We start from the raw sequence: 16,243 nt of genomic DNA on the forward strand, positions 1-16,243 counted from the left end.
CCTACAAGGTCACTTGTACTCCCGCTCCGTCCACCACGGGAAATAGTCGGGCATATCGCTCGACACCTTGTTCTTGAACTGCGCAGGGCGCTTTTCCAGGAAAGACACCACGCCCTCTTTGACATCTTCAGAGCGGCCGCGGGCGTAGATGCCGCGGCTGTCGACCTTGTGCGCTTCCATCGGATCGTCGGCCCCCATCATGCGCCACATCATCTGGCGGATCAGTGCCACCGACACCGGCGCCGTCTTCGCCGCGAATTCCTTGGCGAGCGCGCGGGCCGTCGGCAGCAGATCATCAGGGGCTACGACCTTGCTGACGAGGCGACCGGCGAGGGCTTCCTGCGCCGGGAAGACGCGGCCCGAATAGCACCATTCCAGCGCCTGCGAGATGCCGACGATGCGCGGCAGGAACCAGCTCGAGGCGGCCTCCGGCACGATGCCGCGCTGGGAGAACACGAAGCCAAAGCGCGCGGCCTCGGACGCGATGCGGATGTCCATCGCGAGCTGCATGGTGACGCCGATGCCGACCGCGGGACCGTTGACCGCGGCAATCACCGGCTTCAGGCATTTGAAGATGCGCAACGTCACCTGGCCGCCGCCGTCGCGCACCTGGGAATCGCTGTAGTCGACCTTGCCGTCGGCGAAGCGCTTCACCGGCCCGCGACGCGCGTCGCGGTCAAAGGTGTCGGCGCCAGACGAAAGGTCTGCGCCCGCGCAAAAACCGCGGCCGGCGCCTGTGACGATGATGGCGCGGACGTCGTCGTCCTTGTCGGCGGCGTCGAACGCGTCGATCAGCTCTCCCTGCATCTGAGCGTTGAAGGCGTTGAGCTTGTCGGGCCGGTTCAGCGTGATGGTGAGGATCTGCTCGGCGACCTCGTATTTGATCGTCTCATACGCCATGGTGGTTTCCTTCCTTTTCTTTGTTATTGGTGTTGCTACGCAGCCTGCCGTCATGCCCGGGCTTGTCCCGCGCATCCACGTACTTGCTTCAGTGCAAGCGTATAGACGTGGATGGCCGGGACAAGCCCGGCCATGACGGAGTATGTAGATTACTTCGCCGGCGGGCTTGGCCAGGGCTTCTGCGGCCCGCGCAGGCTCTCAAAGGCCTTGGCCACGCCGAGTACGCCGATGTCGTCGAAGCGGCGGCCGACGATCTGCACGCCGATGGGAAAACCCTTGGCGTCGAAGCCGCCGTTGATGGAGATCGCCGGATTCTCCGACATATTCCACGGCACGGTATAGGCGATATGCTCGAACGGCTTCATGGGATCGTTGGTCGGCGAGGCCCACTCCGCCGGATAGTTCACGTTCGGCGCGGTCGGCGAGATCACATAGTCGAGCTCGCAGAACAGCTTTGATGCCGCCGCGCGGATTGCCATGGTCTGGTTGAAGCCCCTGATGACGTCGACACCGGAGAGCTTCGCGCCCGACTCGCCCCACTTGAAAATGTAGGGCAGCACCTTGGCCTGTTCGGCGGGCGTCAGCTTCGACAGGTCATCCCACATCCGTGCGCGCCAAAAGTTGTCGAGGCCGTCGAGCATCTCGCGCGTGAGGATGCCGTCGACTTCGGTGACGACGGCCCCTGCGGACTCGAATGCCTTTGCCGCCTTCACGGCGACATCGCGCACCGGTTTCTCCAGCGCCAGACCAACGCCGGGATCGAGCATCAATCCGATGCGGAGTTTGCGCGGGGATTTCTCCAGCCCCTTCCAGTTGAGGGGTTCCGCGGGCAGGCTCGTGCCGTCGCGCCGGTCGGGTTTTGCGATCGCGCTCATCATCAGCGCGCAATCGTCGACGGTGCGGGTCATGGGACCGGCGACGCGGCCGACATAGGCGGGATCGATCGGCACGCGGCCAAAGCTCGGCTTGAATCCGACGAGGCCGCACCAGCCCGCGGGCAGGCGGACCGAGCCGCCGATATCGGTCCCGAGATGCAGCGGACCATAGCCAGCCGCCGCAGCCGCGCCCGCGCCGGCGCTGGAGCCGCCGGGATTCTTGGAGAGGCCCCAGGGATTACGCGCGAGCGCATGGAAAGAGGATAGCCCCGAAGACAGCATGCCGTAATCGGGCATGGTGGTCTTGGCGAAGATGATCGCACCGGCCTCGCGCAGCCGCGCGGCGGGCGGCGCGTCCTTCTCGGCCGGCACCAGCTTGACGCTGGCCGCGCCCAGCGGCACCGGCACGCCCTTGGTCGCGATGTTGTCCTTCACGGTCACCGGCACGCCGTCGAGCGCGCCGGACGGCTCGCCCCCGGACCATCGTGCGGTCGAGGCCTTCGCGGCCTCGCGCGCGCCGTCGGGATCGAGTGCATAAAGCGCCTTGAGGTGCGGCTCCCAAGCTGCGACGTGCGCGAGCACGTCTTCCAGCACCTCGCTCGGCGAGAACTGCTTGGCGCGATAGCCCGCGATCAGATCGACTGCGGAGAGATCGTGCAACGAGGTGACTTCCTCTTCGACGCTCTTTTTATGCATGGGCACCCACCGGCATACGGGTCTCGATGATCCGGGCGAACATGCTGGCACCGATCGGCAGGATCTTGTCGTCGAGCACGAAGCCGGGATTGTGCACGGGCACCGAGCCGTCGTGGCCGACCCAGAAATAGGCGCCGGGAATGGTTTGCAGCATGTCGGCGAAATCCTCGCTGCCCATCTTCGGCTGGGCGCGGGTGATCACGTTGGCGGGGTCGACGATGGTGCGCGCGACCTCCTCGACCACCTTGGACTGCTCGACCTGGTTGACCAGTACGTCGAAGGTGTCGCGGATGTCGACGTCGATCACGCATTGATAGGCGCTCGCGATGCCGGCGCAGATCGTGCGAATGCGTTCGCTGATCAGGGTGCGGACTTCTTTCGAGAAAGTGCGGATGGTGCCGCAGAGATGCGCGTCACCGGGGATGACGTTGTACGCCGAACCGGCGTGAATCTGCGTGATCGAGACGACGGCGGCTTGCAGCGGCTCGACATTGCGGCTGACGATGGTCTGGATCGCCTGCGCCAGCGTGGTCGCGATGATCACAGCGTCCTTGGAGCGCTCCGGCATCGCACCGTGCGCGCCATAGCCGGTGATGCGGAGGTCGAAGAAGTCGGCGCTGGCCATCGCGGGGCCGGGCAGGATCGCGATCTCGCCGTGGTTGAGGTCGGGCGCGTTGTGCAGTCCGTAGAGTTCGTCGCACGGAAATTTCTCGAACAGCCCGTCCTTGATCATCGCGCGGGCGCCGCCGAGGCCTTCCTCGGCCGGCTGGAAGATCAGGTGTACTGTGCCGTCGAAATTCTTGGTTTCGGCGAGGTAACGCGCGGTGCCGAGCAGCATGGTGGTGTGGCCGTCATGGCCACAGCCGTGGAAGCGGCCGGGAATCTTCGAACTCCACTTCAGATTGGTGTTCTCCTCCATCGGCAGCGCGTCCATGTCGGCGCGAAGCCCGATACGCTTGCCGCTCGAACCCTTGCCCTTGATGATTCCGATCACGCCGGTGCCGCCGAGACCGCGATGCACCTCGATGCCCCAGCTCTTCAGCTTGTCCGCGACGATTCCGGAGGTGCGCACTTCCTCGAAGCCGATTTCCGGATGGGCGTGAAGGTCGCGCCTGATAGCGGTGAGTTCGTCGGCATAGCCGTCGATGCGCTCGATCGTGGGCATGTGTTCTGTCCAGTTAGCGTGAGGAGGGAGTGAAAACCGGGCCGTTCGGCTTGATGCGGATGCCCGGCCGCAGGCGTGTCCATGGCAGCGTGGCTGTGTCGGCCGGCATCGCGCCAGGGGCGGCGCAGATCATCAGCTTTTCCGCGATCGGCTCGAAATCGGCGCGGAAGTGCACCGAGCTCTTGTTGACCAAAATCTTCTGTTCGGTCGGCTCGATGCCGACATAGCGGTACATGGCCTGGTCGGCGAGCTGCGCCTTGTGCGAGGAGACGACGATTCGGACGTCGCCGATGCGAAGGCAGGCGGACGGGCCCATCTCCATCTCGCGGCCGCCATAGTAGGGACCGGGCGCGATGAAGCGGCCGTCGGAGAGTTTTTCGACGACGAAGGCCTCACGATAGGGCTCGTCGCCGGGAATGCCGGACTTGCCGCCGAGCGACAGCGTCACGGTGGCACCGGCGCCGGCTGCATGCGCGGCCTTGGCCGATTCCGGATCGTAGATCGCGCCGGTCGCGGCACTGGCCTTGTTGCGGACCAGCGCGCGCAGCATGCCGGTGGTGTCGGAATCGCCGCCGGCGCCCGGATTGTCCTGGGTATCGGCGATGATGATGGGCTTGCTGGCGCCCTTCGAGAGTTCCATCGCGTGGCGCACGCCGTCATCGGGTGACCAGATCTTGCCGTCGAAATCGTCCTCATGGCTTTCGATCAGCTTCACGATCGCATCCGCAGCGCGGTCGGCATCGGCTTGCGTCTTGCCATAGGCGAACACGCTCGGCCCGCAATCGCGGAAATCGGCGGCGGGGAAGCCGGGCGCGAAGGACAGCGTCGGAACGGCGTCGCTCTCGAGCGCGGCAAGCTTTTCGTAGATGCCCTTGGTCGGCTGGTCGTTGGTGCACTGCCAGCTGATCGGGATCAGGAACGGCAATTGCCGGAAGGATTTTGCAAAACGCTGCCTGGTGTTCAGGAGGAGCGCGAGATGTTTGGCCGAGGCGCGGCCGGTCTCGGCCATGTCGACATGGGGATAGGTGCGGTAGGCGATCAGCGCGTCCGCGTGCTCCATCATCTCGGGGGTGACGTTGGCGTGGAGGTCGAGGCTGGTGACCAGCGGAATCTCCTTGCCGATGACGCGGCGCACGCGCGCGAGAATCTCGCCTTCGCCGTCGTCGAGATGTTCCGTGACCATCGCGCCGTGCAGATCGAGATAGACGGCGTCGATCGGGCCGGCGGCAGCGATGCCATCGACCATGACCTTCACGATGCGCTCGAAGGCGTCCTTGGTGACATGCGCCGAAGGGCTCGCGCCGCAGGCAATCGTTGGAATGAGTTCCCAGCCGTTAGCCTCGGCGCTGTCGACGAAACCGGCGAGGCCGACATTGATGCGGCGCATCACCTTCAGCACGTCGGGACCTTGCGTCATCGCCGGCCAGCCGCCGCCGTGCTGGAAATCCGCGAAAGTCGCCTTCGTCGGAGCGAAGGTGTTGGTCTCGTGCAGGAAGCCGGCGACGGCGATACGTGTCATCAACTCAAGTCCAGCAATTGAAAGTGCGCGACGTTAGCCCTGTGCTTGCGGCGAGAGCAAGCCGGGAAGCAATCGCGGCGCGCATGGCGTCAGATCGTTTTGGGAATGCTGCTCCGCCGTCATTTCGGGGCGCACCACTTCGGCGCGAGCCCGGAATCCATCGTGCGACGGAGTCTGCTGCCCGATGGATTCCGGGCTCATCGCTTCGCGACGCCCCGGAATGACGAGGCGAGAGACTAGGCGCTAGCCGCCACGCCCTCGGCCACTGGCCGGAAGTTCGCAAAATCCCAGCCGCGGCCTGGCGCGGCCTCGAGCAAGTCTCTGGTGTACGCCTCCTTCGGATGCGTCAGCACTTCGGCGGCCGGGCCCTGCTCGACAACGCGGCCGTGCTGCATCACCACGACCTCGTCGCAGATCTGTGCTGCGACGCGCAGATCGTGAGTGATGAACAGGATGGCGATGCCGAGCCGCTTCTGGATCTCGTCGAACAGGTCCAGCACCTGCGCCTGCACGGAGACGTCGAGGGCGGAGACCGCCTCGTCCGCGACCAGTACGTCGGGATCGAGCGCGAGCGCGCGGGCGATCGCAATGCGCTGACGCTGGCCGCCGGAAAACTGGTGCGGATAGCGTGCGACCGCATCGGCGGGCAGGCCGACCAGCTCCAGCAATTCGCGGGCACGCTTCATTGCGTCGGCATGCGACACGCCGTAATTGATCGGGCCTTCCGCAATGCTTTCGCCGACGGTGACGCGCGGGTTGAGCGAGCGGTAGGGGTCCTGGAACACGATCTGGATCTTCTTGCGATGCGGCTGCAACAGCCGCCGCGAGATGTCCGAGATCTCGCGGCCGGAGAGGCGCACGCCGCCGGAGGTCGGGTCGATCAGGCGGACGATGCAGCGCGCCACGGTCGATTTGCCTGAGCCGCTCTCGCCGACGATGCCGAGCGTGCGACCCTTGCGTAGCGTCAGCGTGACCCTGTCGGCAGCGACGACTTCGCGGCCTTTACCGAAGAACGCGCGCTCGCGATAGACCTTGCCGAGCTCGTTGGCCTCCAGCACCACCGGTTCCTTGGTCTCAGGCCGTGCCGCGCGCGGCACCAGGCTCGGCACTGCAGAGAGCAGGTTGCGGGTGTATTCCATGGTCGGATTGCGCAGGATGGAATCCAGCGTTCCGGTCTCGACCAGTCGGCCCTGCCGCATCACCGCGACGCGGTCGGCGATCTCTGCGACCACGCCCATGTCGTGGGTGATGAACAGCACGGCGGTTCCGTGATCGCGCTGGAGGTCGCGGATCAGGGTCAAGATCTGCTTCTGCGTGGTGACGTCGAGCGCGGTGGTCGGTTCGTCCGCGATGAGCAGCTTCGGTTCGAGCACGAGTGCCATCGCAATCATGATGCGCTGGCGCTGACCGCCGGAGAGTCGGTGAGGATAGGAGGCAAAGATACGCTCGACCTGGGGCAGGCGCACCTGCTCCATCATGTCGAGGATGCGCTTCTTGCGCGCCTTCGCATCGAGTTTGGTGTGCGCGCGCAGGACTTCGTCGATCTGGCGGCCGACCGGCATCACCGGATTGAGTGCCGTCATCGGCTCCTGGAAGATCATCGCCATCCGCGTCGCGCGGAGCTGCCGCAGGCGGCGGTCGGTCGCGGTGAGAATCTCCTCGCCGACCAGCTTGACGCTGCCGCCGGTGGGAATCAGCGTGCCCTTCGGCAGCAGACCCATCGTGGTCAGCGAGGTCACCGACTTGCCCGAGCCGCTTTCGCCGACGAGGCACAGCGTCTCGCGCTCGTGCACCTGGATCGAGATGCCGTCGAGGATGTTTGCGGCATTCGGCTTCTTGCCGACGGAGACGACGAGATTGTTGATGTCGAGAATGGGGCTGGTCATCACTTGATCGGTCATCATTTGCCTTCCCGCTGCTTCATGCGCGGATCGAGTGCGTCGCGGGCGGCATCGCCGATCAAATTGATGCTGAGGATCGCGATCGAGAGCAGCAGGCCCGGCCAGAAGATCAGCGTCGGCTTGAGCTGGAAGTACTGACGGCCCTCGGCCATGATGTTGCCCCAGGTCGGCGTTTCCGGCGAGATGCCGGCGCCGAGGAAGGAGAGGATGGCCTCGGTGAGGATCGCGGACGCGCAGACGTAGCTGCCCTGCACGATCAGAGGTGCGATTGTGTTCGGCATCAAATGCCGCCACATGATCTTCGGCAGGGATGTGCCGACGGAGATCGCCGCTTCGACATAGGGCTCTTCGCGCGCCGAGAGCACGACCGAGCGCACCAGGCGTGCCACGCGCGGAACTTCGGGGATCGTGATCGCGATCAAGACGGTCCAAAGGCTGGCGCCGGACAGCGACACCACGGCGATTGCCAGCAGGATGCTCGGCATTGCCATCAGGCCGTCCATGATCCGCATCATGACCGAATCGACCAGCTTGAAGAAGCCGGAGACGAGGCCGATCGCCAACCCAATGACGATCGACATGATCGCCGAACCGATGCCGATCAGAAGCGAAATGCGTCCGCCATACATGACGCGCGACAGCAGGTCGCGGCCATAGGCGTCGGTGCCGAGCAGGAATTGCGCCGAAGAGGGCTTCAGCCGCTGCGAGGGCGCAAGCTGGATCGGATCATACGGCGCGATCAACGGCGCCAGGATCGAGATCAGCACAACCAACGCCAGGCAGATGGTCGCTGCCGCGATGATCGGCGTCGAGGTCAGGAATCCGAAGCGCGGCCGCAGCGGCGACGTGATCGGAATGGACGACTGGGGAAGGGTATCGACCGACATTTTTCGTTGTTATCCTTAGCCCTAGTACCGGATCCGGGGATCGAGCAGCGTGTAGGCGACGTCGATCAGGAGGTTGACGACGACATAGATCAATGACGTCAGCAAGATCATGGCCTGGATCACCGGATAGTCGCGCGCCAGCACCGCGTCCACCGTGAGGCGGCCGATGCCGGGAATGTTGAACACGCTCTCGGTGACGACGACCCCGGAGATCAAAAGCGCAAAGCCGGTACCGATCACTGTGATCACGGGCACGGCGGCGTTGCGCAGCGCATGGCGCATCATCACGGCGACTTCGTTGATGCCTTTTGCGCGCGCGGTGCGGACGTAATCCTCGCCGAGCACGTCGAGCATCGCCGCGCGCGTCATGCGCGCGATCAAAGCGATGTAGATGAAGGACAGCGCACAGGTCGGCAGGATGATGCGCTCGAAGAACGGCCCGAAACCGTTCGAGATGCTGCGGAAGCCCTGCACCGGCACCCAGCGCAGGTCGATCGCGAAGACCTCGATCAGGATGTAGCCGACCACGAACACCGGCACCGAGAAGCCGAGCACGGACAGGCCCATCACGAAGCGGTCGATCCAGGTGCCGTGCTTCCAGGCCGCGATCACACCCAGGGGAACGGCGACGATGACGGCGAGGATGATGGTCGACAGCGCGATCGAGATCGACGGCTCGACCCGCTGGCCGATCATCTTCATCACCGGAAGGTTGGAGATGAGTGAAGTTCCGAGATCGCCATGCAGCAGCTTGTTCAGCCAGGTGATGAACTGCACGATCAGCGGCTCGTTGAGGCCGAGCGAGGTGCGGATGCGCTCGAGCCGCTCCGGCGTGGCGTTGTCGCCGGCAAGAATCGCGGCGGGATCGCCCGGGGTGAGGCGGAGCAGGAGGAAGACGAATAGCGCCACCACGCCCATCACGGGCACGGCGGCGAGAATTCGGCGAAGGAGATATCCGAGCAAGTTGGATCCCGTCAGATTAGAGTCAGATCAGAGACAGCGGCTGAAGGCTGCGTTCTGCCACCAGCCTAACATTTCAGCAATTCCCATGCCATCCGGGCCACGGTTTTTGCAGTGCGGTCAACTTGTTTTGGTGACCTGGCCCGGTTTTGGTGACCTGGCTTGCGCCATTACTCGAGAGTCGCGAGCAGCCCCGCCATCAGCCGGCCGCGTTCGACGAGACTTTCGACCTCGATATACTCTTCGAGCGTGTGGCCGTTGCCGCCACGCACGCCCAGGCCGTCGAGAGTCGGAATGCCCATTGCGCCGGTGAAATTGCCGTCGGAGCCGCCGCCGGCGCTCGCATGCGGCAGTTCTGCGCCAAGCGACTTGGCGATCACGCGCGCCTTTTCGTAAAGCGCCATCGTACCGGCATCGGGCTCCCAGACCGGACGTGTCACGCCGCGCGTCACGTTGAAGGTGACATCATTGGTTGTACCGGAGAGCGCCAGCATCCTCTCGACGCCGCGATCGAGGTCGGCCTGGCGCTTGGCCATCGAAAGCGCTTCGCCGGTGGTGGTCGTGGCAACGCAATTGACCCATTGACCCCCATGCACGACGCCGACCGAAAACGTGCAGTCCTCGCCCGTCATCGCGTCGATGGCGAGGATTTGCCGCGCCATCTCGCGGATAGCCGAGCGGCCCGCCGACAAAGTCGCGCCGGCGTGGCTGGGCCGGCCGGTCGCCTCGAGATTGAAACGCGCGATGGCGTAACGTCCGGTGGTGACGCCGTTGTCAGCGCGGCCGGGCTCGGGCACCAGCACGTATTTGTTGCGCGCGGCTTCCGCCTCGATGATATCGCGCGTGGAGGGTGTGCCGACTTCCTCGTCGGGCGTGAACAGCACGGTGATCGGCAGCGGCGTCGTGAACGAGGCGCGGGCCAGTTGCCGGATCGCTTCCAGCGAAAGATAATTGCCGCCCTTCATGTCGTAGATGCCGGGTCCGTAGCACTTGCTGCCCTCGCGGCGCCATTTCAGCTTCTCGATGGTGCCCGTGGGGTGGACGGTATCCATGTGTCCGGCAATCAGGATGCCGGGCTCGCCTTGCTTCGGATGCGGAAAGCGGGCGCGGATCACGCCGCCAAAGCCCTGGCGACCGGCGATGCGCTCGATCGTCGCACCCATGATCGCCATCTCCCGCGCCGCGATATCGAGCATGCGATTCACGGCATTCGCATCCCAGGTCGGGCTTTCGCATTCCACCCAGTCGCGCAGACCCTGGAGCATCGCTTCGGAATCGAAGGGAAGATTGGCTGGATTCATCTCAATGTCTCTCCAATGTCTCTTGGGCTTCGGAACATGGAACGCGCATTGCATCGGCGCGGGTCAGGACAGGCGGAGAGCGTTTTAGAGCCAAACCGATCCTTGTGGAGCCCGTGCGCGCGCCGCTTGGGCTTGCAGCGAAACCGGATTGACGCGCTCGGCACTGTCTGCAAGTCTCGAAAAGATAAAGGCATTGCATGAGGTTAGTTCGCCTAAAGAACGAACCGGATGCTCAATCGATAACCTGCCTTTGAACAGTTTCACGTCAGGAGAACTTTTTATGTTTAAGTTGATGCGCCGGGGGCCTCGCGCGTTCGCCTCCAAACTTGCGCTGTCGGTCGTCGCGCTTTCGACCGCACTGGCCTCGCCGGTGCTTGCGGCCGGCAAGACCATCACGGCGGTGATGCATTCGGATCTGCGCATCATCGATCCGATCTTCACCACGGCCTACATCACGCGTGACCATGGCTACATGATCTACGACACGCTCGTGGCGCCCGATTCGAACTTCAAGATCCAGCCGCAGATGGCGGACTGGAAGATCTCCGACGACAAGCTCACCTACACGTTCACGCTGCGCGACGGCCTGAAGTGGCATGACGGTGCGCCGGTGACGGCGGAGGACTGCGTTGCCTCGCTCAAGCGCTGGGGCGCAGTCGACGGCATGGGCCAGAAACTGTTCGACTTCACCGCGAGCATCGAGGCGACCGATGCCAAGACCATCACGCTGAAGCTGAAGGAGCCCTACGGCCTCGTGCTCGACTCGATCGGCAAGCCGTCCTCCCGCGTTGCCTTCATGATGCCGAAGCGCCTGGCCGAGACGCCGCCGGACAAGCAGATCCCCGAGCAGATCGGTTCGGGTCCCTTCAAATTCGTGCAGTCGGAATTCCAGCCGGGCGTGAAGGCGGTCTACGTCAAGAACACCGACTACGTGCCGCGCAAGGAGCCGTCGAGCTGGACCTCCGGCGGCAAGGTGGTGAAGGTCGACCGCGTCGAGTGGATCACCATGCCGGACTCGCAGACCGCGGTGAACGCGTTGCAGTCGGGCGACATCGACTTCGTGGAAAATCTGCCTTACGACATGCTTCCGTTGCTGGAGGCGAACAAGGAGATCACGATCGAGGTCTCGAACAAGTTCGGTTTCCAGACTCTCGGCCGGATGAACTTCCTCTATCCGCCGTTCGATAACGTCAAAGTGCGCCGTGCTGCCTTGCTGGCGATCAACCAGAAGGATGTTCTCGACGCACTCGTCGGCAACGCCAAATATCAGAAGATCTGTGGCGCTTTCTTCGTGTGCGATACGCCGTTCGCGACCGAAGTCGGCGGGGAGACGCTGGTGAAGGGCAACGGCATGGCCGAAGCCAAGAAGGCGCTCGCCGAATCCGGCTATGACGGCACCCCGATCGTGATCATGGCCCCCGGCGATGTCACGACGCTGAAGGCGCAGCCGATCGTTGCGGCTCAGTTGCTGCGCGAGGCCGGCTTCAAGGTCGACCTGCAAGCGACCGATTGGCAGACGGTGGTGAGCCGCCGCGCCAGCCAGAAGCCTCCGAAGGAGGGCGGCTGGAACATGTTCTTCACCAACTGGGTCGCGGCCGACGTCTCCAACCCGATCGCCAATCTCTCGATCGGCGGCCAGGGCAAGAAGGGCTGGTTTGGTTGGGCCGAGAACGCCAAGATCGAAAAGCTCAAGGATGACTTCGTTCGCGCCGCCTCGCTCGACGATCAGAAGAAGATCGCCGCTGAGATCCAGAAGGAAGCCTATGAGCAGGTGATCTACATCCCGCTGGGACAGTATCTCCTGCCGAGCGGCTGGCGTAAATCGCTGACCGGCGTGCTCGACGGTCCCGCGACCCCGTTGTTCTGGAACGTCGACAAGTCGGAGTAGGGCGAACTCTTCCTTTCCTCCGGATCACCATGCGGCGCCGCTGTCATCAGCGGCGCCGTTGTCGTTTGTCGATCTTAGTCGTTTGTCGACCTTGCGCCGGCCGAGAAGGCGGACGTTTTCAATCTTTTCCAGTTTCCAATCATTGCTATTTGTTTCCGTACTGAACTAGATGTGCCGTTCTTGCGCATCACCTTCCTTCCTCCATTTGATTCCAGTGCCGATCGATTTTGCATTCCAGGCGATGGCCGAACGGTCCGATCGCGCGCCGGCGCGATGGCGCCGGCCATTCCTGCGTTGGCTCGATGGCGTCGAGACGGGCTGGGCCGCGCCGCTTCTCATCGCCTGCTTCGTCGCGATCTGGACACTCTATCTGGCGGTCGCCTATGCCGGCGGCGGTCTGCACCCCGATACGCTGGAAGCCTGGACGCTGGGGCGGCATTTCGCCTGGGGCTATCACAAGCATCCGCCATTGACCGGCTGGGTTGCCGCGAGCTGGAGCGCCATCTTTCCGCTCAGCGAGTGGTCGCTGCAATTGATGGCGATGGCCAATGCCGGGCTTGCGCTGGTCTTCGTCGACCGGATCGCGCGGCAATTCGTGACGGGGCACAAGCGGGTGCTGTTGCTGTTGCTCCTGATGCTGACACCGGCCTATCAGTTTCATGCCCAGCGCTTCAACGCCAATGCGGTGCTGCTGGCCGTCTGGCCGCTGGCGACCTGGTGCTTCTTGCGCGCATTCGAGACCCGAGCGGCGTCGTGGGCGATCGCCGTGGGATGCACGACGGCGCTCGCCATGGTCGGCAAATATTATTCGATCTTCCTCGTCGCGAGCTTCACGCTTGCCGCGCTGGCACATCCGGCGCGACGCGCCTATTTCACTTCTGCTTCGCCCTGGATCTCGGTGGTCGTCGGGCTTGCAGCGCTGTCACCGCATGTTCATTGGCTCGCGACGACGGGGGCACCGACCTTCACCTACGCGCTGAACCATGCCAACGGCACTGCGGTGAGCTCGCTCGGTGAGGCCAGGAATTTCCTGCTGGGGCTGTTGCCGCCATCAGCGTGTCAGCCGTCGCCTGGGTGTTGATCGCCGGCAGGCGGCTGAAGCAGTTTCCGGACGATTTCGCGGCGATGCATCCGGGCCTGCGGCTTCTCTTTTACGTTGCCGTCGGCACGATTGCGTTGCCGGTCCTGATCTCGCTCGTGATGGGCACCGATCTGCCGTCCCTGTGGGCTTTGCAAGGGTTGTTTCTGTTCGCCATTCTCGTGGTCTGCGGCACAAATTATCCAATCGAGCGCTTTTACACCGTCAACCTCACCGTGGTCGTGGCCAGCGTCGCGCTTACGGCCGTCCTCGTCGCCGCGCCGATCCACGCGGTTTATCGCAACGATCACGGTTACGAGGAGGGGCGCAATTTCTACGCGCAGGCGGCGAGCCGATTGACACGCGAGTGGCGCGAACTGACGGACGAGCCGCTCGCCGGCGTCAGCGGCGACGATTCGCTGGCGTTCGCGACAGCGTTCTACAGCCCGGACCATCCGCACTACGTGCGGCCGTTCGAGGATCAATATCCCGGGGGTTTGCCGCGCAAGGTGACGCTGGACCGCGGCTGGGCCGCGCTCTGTTTCCGCGATCAGGATGATTGCAGCCGGTGGATGGACTGGGTGGCCGGGCGTGCCGGGCACTTCATGAGGCGGGAATTGATTGTACAGGCGCAGCTATGGGGCCGGCCCGGTCTCACACGGGAAGTGGTTGTGCTGATGGTGCCGCCCCGTGGAAGTGGTGCGGCACCCGAAGGCATTGCGGACGATTTCAGCGCCAGCAGGCGCGCAACGCAATAGGCGTCTTCGTCAGCAGTGGCTGTCGCGGACCCGCTCGAGCCCTTCACTCGCGAATGGCACGGTGACGGCGGTCTTTTCGGCGCCCGACGGCGTGCGTTCCGTCTTCGCCCGCTCCGCGGCGTCGTTGTCTTTACGGGGTTTCGGTTCCATTGAAGCGCCTTTTCAAATTGTTGCAGTACAACATCGAGAGCGCCGCGAAGTTCCTCACCCGATGGCGCGATGATGCGGCCTGAACAACCGTCCTCTCTCCACCACCAGCACGATCCCGAGCGCGGCGAGTGACGACACGAAGAACCCGACCGAGAACGGCAGCAACGTGCCGTCGAAGCTTTGCCCGATCGCCATGCCGACGGCGATGCCGATCAGCGTGGTGATCGAGCCGTAGAGCGAGGACGCCGTGCCGGCGATGTGGCCCTGCGGCTCCATCGCGAGTGCGGTGAAGTTGGCAACCATCATGCCGAACGAGAACATCATCAGCGCCGAAAGCACCATGAACAGGGGAAGCGGTAACGCGCCGAGGCTTTCCGTCAGCAGCATCACACCCGCCACCGCGGTGTAGAGCGTCAGCGCGCCGTGCGAGATCACGCGCATGCCGAGGGTCCCGACGAATCTCGCGTTGAGGAAGCCGGCAATGGCGGTGCCGGCCGCGATCGCGGCGAAGGCGAGCGGAAAATAATGGCCAAGATGATAGATGCCGACAAAAACTTGCTGGGCCGAAAATACGTAGGCGAACAGCGCACCCATGACGCTGCCAGCTGCGAGCGCGTAGCCGAGAGTTTGGCGATGGGTCACGGTCTGCCAGTAGGCCGTGAGCACGTCGGCCGGCGCGAGCGACCTGCGTTCGCTCTCAGGCAGGGTCTCCGGAAGCCGCAGCACCGACCATGCAAGCGCGAGCAGACCGTAGAGCATCAGCACGACGAAGATGCCGCGCCACGCCGTCACCAGCAGCACCGCCTGTCCGAACGAGGGGGCGATTACGGGGACCGCGATGAAGATCATCATCGCGAGCGACATCACGCTCGCCATGCGGCGGCCGACGTAACAGTCGCGCACGATCGAGGTCGCGATCACCCGCGTCGCCGAGGTGCCGAAGCCCTGCAATGCGCGCGCCAGCAGCAGCGTCTCGAACGACGGCGCGGCAATCGCCAGCACGCTTGCCACCGCATAGACCGCCATCCCGCCGAGCAGCACCGGGCGGCGGCCGAAGCGGTCCGACAGCGGGCCCATGACGAACTGCCCCGCGCCAAAGCCGATCAGGAAGGTCGACAGCACCAGCTGAAGATGGTTAGCGACCGGGATATTGAAGGCCGACCCGATGTTGGGCAGCGCCGGGAGCATCATGTCCATCGCAAGCGGATTGAGCGCCATGATCGACGCGATTACGATGATGAATTCGGGAAAACCCATGGGGCGGTGTCCCGAGGACACCCAATCGTCGGCATTGACGTCGGACAAGTAGCTCACCTCTGATTTGAGGTCCTTGTCTAACCCCGATGCTGCGTTGCACAAGCGATGATTCGGGATGGCTGGCAGGCGGTGCAGGAGCAGGCAGGAATTGATGAGGTATCAGCGCTTGCGGCCGCGGCGGTCGGTGGGATCGTCCGCGCAGCTTTCGTGGTGCGGGCAGCCGGGGTCGAACCGGCACAGCGCTTGCGCGCCGAGGGATTTTAAGTCCCTTGCGTCTACCAATTCCGCCATGCCCGCTTGATCCAACGAGATCAGCCACTTAAGTCCCTTACCGGCGGTCTGGAATTGGCATTTGCAGGCCGGAGGGGCGGTTCTTCCTTAGGCGAGCCGGCGGCACAAGGCAAAGCCTCAATCCGGACATCTGTTGTTGCTTTAGGCATTCTCAATCGACGGGGACTATTCATCCGACATGTCTGCTTTGGTCCAATCTCGCCTGCGCACGTGCTGCGTGGCCGCCGCGCTGCTCGCGGCCGGCTTCGCGCTGTCCGGCTGCGCCGGCATGAGCGAGACGGTCGCTCCGGCCTTTGCCGATCCCGCCAAGTACGAATTGTACGATTGCAAGCAGCTCGAAGGCGAGCGCAAGTCGCTCGCCAGCCGCACCGCTGATTTGCAGAGGCTGATGGACAAGGCACAAACCGGCGCGGGCGGCGCCGTGGTGTCGGAGCTTGCCTACCGCAACGATTACGTCGCGGTACGCGGGCAGGCGCAGATGGCCGATGACGCTTGGCGCCGCAACAGGTGCCGGGAAACGCCGCCCGAGGCGCCCGCGGCCAATCCTGGTCTGAACCAGCCTGGCCCGAAATCGACAAGAGCAGTGCGCTGAAACGTCCTGCCATCAGCGTCTCGCG

12 protein-coding genes, 1 tRNA gene and 1 pseudogene are annotated in these 16,243 nt (G+C 64.1%); 3 read left to right on the forward strand and 11 right to left on the reverse strand.

All coding sequences use genetic code 11. The annotated features are described in order from the left end of the window. Positions 1 to 9: 9 nt before the first annotated feature. The 8 genes from AC0L3C_RS05415 to AC0L3C_RS05450 all read right to left on the reverse strand — a co-directional run bounded on the left by AC0L3C_RS05415 (position 10) and on the right by AC0L3C_RS05450 (position 10,204). A complete protein-coding gene (locus tag AC0L3C_RS05415) occupies positions 10 to 900 on the reverse strand; it encodes a crotonase/enoyl-CoA hydratase family protein (RefSeq protein ID WP_007611887.1) in 891 nt (296 codons plus the stop codon). 149 nt (positions 901 to 1,049) lie between these two features. Beyond that, a complete protein-coding gene (locus tag AC0L3C_RS05420) occupies positions 1,050 to 2,471 on the reverse strand; it encodes an amidase (RefSeq protein ID WP_473407358.1) in 1,422 nt (473 codons plus the stop codon). Further along, positions 2,464 to 3,636, reverse strand: coding sequence for a M20 aminoacylase family protein (locus AC0L3C_RS05425; protein ID WP_473258871.1), 1,173 nt, complete (start codon positions 3,634 to 3,636; stop codon positions 2,464 to 2,466). Before AC0L3C_RS05425 ends, AC0L3C_RS05420 begins: the two co-directional genes overlap by 8 nt. A gap of 13 nt (positions 3,637 to 3,649) precedes the next feature. Further along, on the reverse strand, positions 3,650 to 5,155 hold the full coding sequence (locus tag AC0L3C_RS05430) for a M81 family metallopeptidase (RefSeq protein ID WP_473407359.1): 1,506 nt from the start codon (positions 5,153 to 5,155) through the stop codon (positions 3,650 to 3,652). A gap of 236 nt (positions 5,156 to 5,391) precedes the next feature. Next, complete coding sequence (locus tag AC0L3C_RS05435) at positions 5,392 to 7,041, reverse strand: ABC transporter ATP-binding protein (RefSeq protein ID WP_473407389.1); 1,650 nt, start codon at positions 7,039 to 7,041, stop codon at positions 5,392 to 5,394. Positions 7,042 to 7,055: 14 nt separating this feature from the next. Beyond that, the gene (locus tag AC0L3C_RS05440; protein WP_007611875.1) at positions 7,056 to 7,943 is read right to left on the reverse strand and encodes an ABC transporter permease; all 888 of its coding nucleotides are present in this window, start codon (positions 7,941 to 7,943) and stop codon (positions 7,056 to 7,058) included. A 21-nt stretch (positions 7,944 to 7,964) separates the two neighbouring features. Further along, positions 7,965 to 8,906: an ABC transporter permease gene (locus AC0L3C_RS05445; RefSeq protein ID WP_007602533.1), complete on the reverse strand. Its 942-nt coding sequence runs from the start codon at positions 8,904 to 8,906 to the stop codon at positions 7,965 to 7,967. Positions 8,907 to 9,073: 167 nt separating this feature from the next. Beyond that, positions 9,074 to 10,204: a M20/M25/M40 family metallo-hydrolase gene (locus AC0L3C_RS05450; RefSeq protein ID WP_473258866.1), complete on the reverse strand. Its 1,131-nt coding sequence runs from the start codon at positions 10,202 to 10,204 to the stop codon at positions 9,074 to 9,076. Positions 10,205 to 10,484: 280 nt separating this feature from the next. Between AC0L3C_RS05450 and AC0L3C_RS05455 the strand changes: the two genes are divergently transcribed. Further along, positions 10,485 to 12,092: an ABC transporter substrate-binding protein gene (locus AC0L3C_RS05455; protein WP_473258864.1), complete on the forward strand. Its 1,608-nt coding sequence runs from the start codon at positions 10,485 to 10,487 to the stop codon at positions 12,090 to 12,092. 205 nt (positions 12,093 to 12,297) lie between these two features. Next, positions 12,298 to 13,928 (forward strand): annotated as a pseudogene (locus tag AC0L3C_RS05460) (glycosyltransferase family 39 protein). A 9-nt stretch (positions 13,929 to 13,937) separates the two neighbouring features. Here the strand turns inward: AC0L3C_RS05460 and AC0L3C_RS05465 are convergent. The 3 genes from AC0L3C_RS05465 to AC0L3C_RS05475 form a co-directional block, all read right to left on the reverse strand. Continuing rightward, complete coding sequence (locus tag AC0L3C_RS05465; protein ID WP_473279645.1) at positions 13,938 to 14,078, reverse strand: hypothetical protein; 141 nt, start codon at positions 14,076 to 14,078, stop codon at positions 13,938 to 13,940. Positions 14,079 to 14,132: 54 nt separating this feature from the next. Further along, positions 14,133 to 15,383 (reverse strand): multidrug effflux MFS transporter, encoded by a 1,251-nt coding sequence (locus AC0L3C_RS05470; RefSeq protein ID WP_473407360.1) that lies wholly within the window; start codon positions 15,381 to 15,383, stop codon positions 14,133 to 14,135. Positions 15,384 to 15,543: 160 nt separating this feature from the next. Then, positions 15,544 to 15,632 (reverse strand) — tRNA-Leu (locus AC0L3C_RS05475). 172 nt (positions 15,633 to 15,804) lie between these two features. Here AC0L3C_RS05475 and AC0L3C_RS05480 point away from each other — a divergent pair. Next, positions 15,805 to 16,218: a twin-arginine translocation pathway signal gene (locus AC0L3C_RS05480; RefSeq protein ID WP_473258825.1), complete on the forward strand. Its 414-nt coding sequence runs from the start codon at positions 15,805 to 15,807 to the stop codon at positions 16,216 to 16,218. The last annotated feature ends 25 nt before the right edge of the window (positions 16,219 to 16,243 follow it).

The organism is Bradyrhizobium sp. WSM4872, assembly GCF_055811715.1.

What these genes read in the sequence shown, in the direction of transcription:
- AC0L3C_RS05430 (WP_473407359.1), bottom strand. Translation starts at nt 5,155, where the DNA reads ATGACACGTATCGCCGTCGCCGGCTTCCTGCACGAGACCAACACCTTC.
- AC0L3C_RS05480 (WP_473258825.1), top strand. Translation starts at nt 15,805, where the DNA reads ATGTCTGCTTTGGTCCAATCTCGCCTGCGCACGTGCTGCGTGGCCGCC.
- AC0L3C_RS05435 (WP_473407389.1), bottom strand. Translation starts at nt 7,041, where the DNA reads ATGACCAGCCCCATTCTCGACATCAACAATCTCGTCGTCTCCGTCGGC.
- AC0L3C_RS05450 (WP_473258866.1), bottom strand. Translation starts at nt 10,204, where the DNA reads ATGAATCCAGCCAATCTTCCCTTCGATTCCGAAGCGATGCTCCAGGGT.
- AC0L3C_RS05415 (WP_007611887.1), bottom strand. Translation starts at nt 900, where the DNA reads ATGGCGTATGAGACGATCAAATACGAGGTCGCCGAGCAGATCCTCACC.
- AC0L3C_RS05440 (WP_007611875.1), bottom strand. Translation starts at nt 7,943, where the DNA reads ATGTCGGTCGATACCCTTCCCCAGTCGTCCATTCCGATCACGTCGCCG.
- AC0L3C_RS05420 (WP_473407358.1), bottom strand. Translation starts at nt 2,471, where the DNA reads ATGCATAAAAAGAGCGTCGAAGAGGAAGTCACCTCGTTGCACGATCTC.
- AC0L3C_RS05455 (WP_473258864.1), top strand. Translation starts at nt 10,485, where the DNA reads ATGTTTAAGTTGATGCGCCGGGGGCCTCGCGCGTTCGCCTCCAAACTT.
- AC0L3C_RS05425 (WP_473258871.1), bottom strand. Translation starts at nt 3,636, where the DNA reads ATGCCCACGATCGAGCGCATCGACGGCTATGCCGACGAACTCACCGCT.
- AC0L3C_RS05465 (WP_473279645.1), bottom strand. Translation starts at nt 14,078, where the DNA reads ATGGAACCGAAACCCCGTAAAGACAACGACGCCGCGGAGCGGGCGAAG.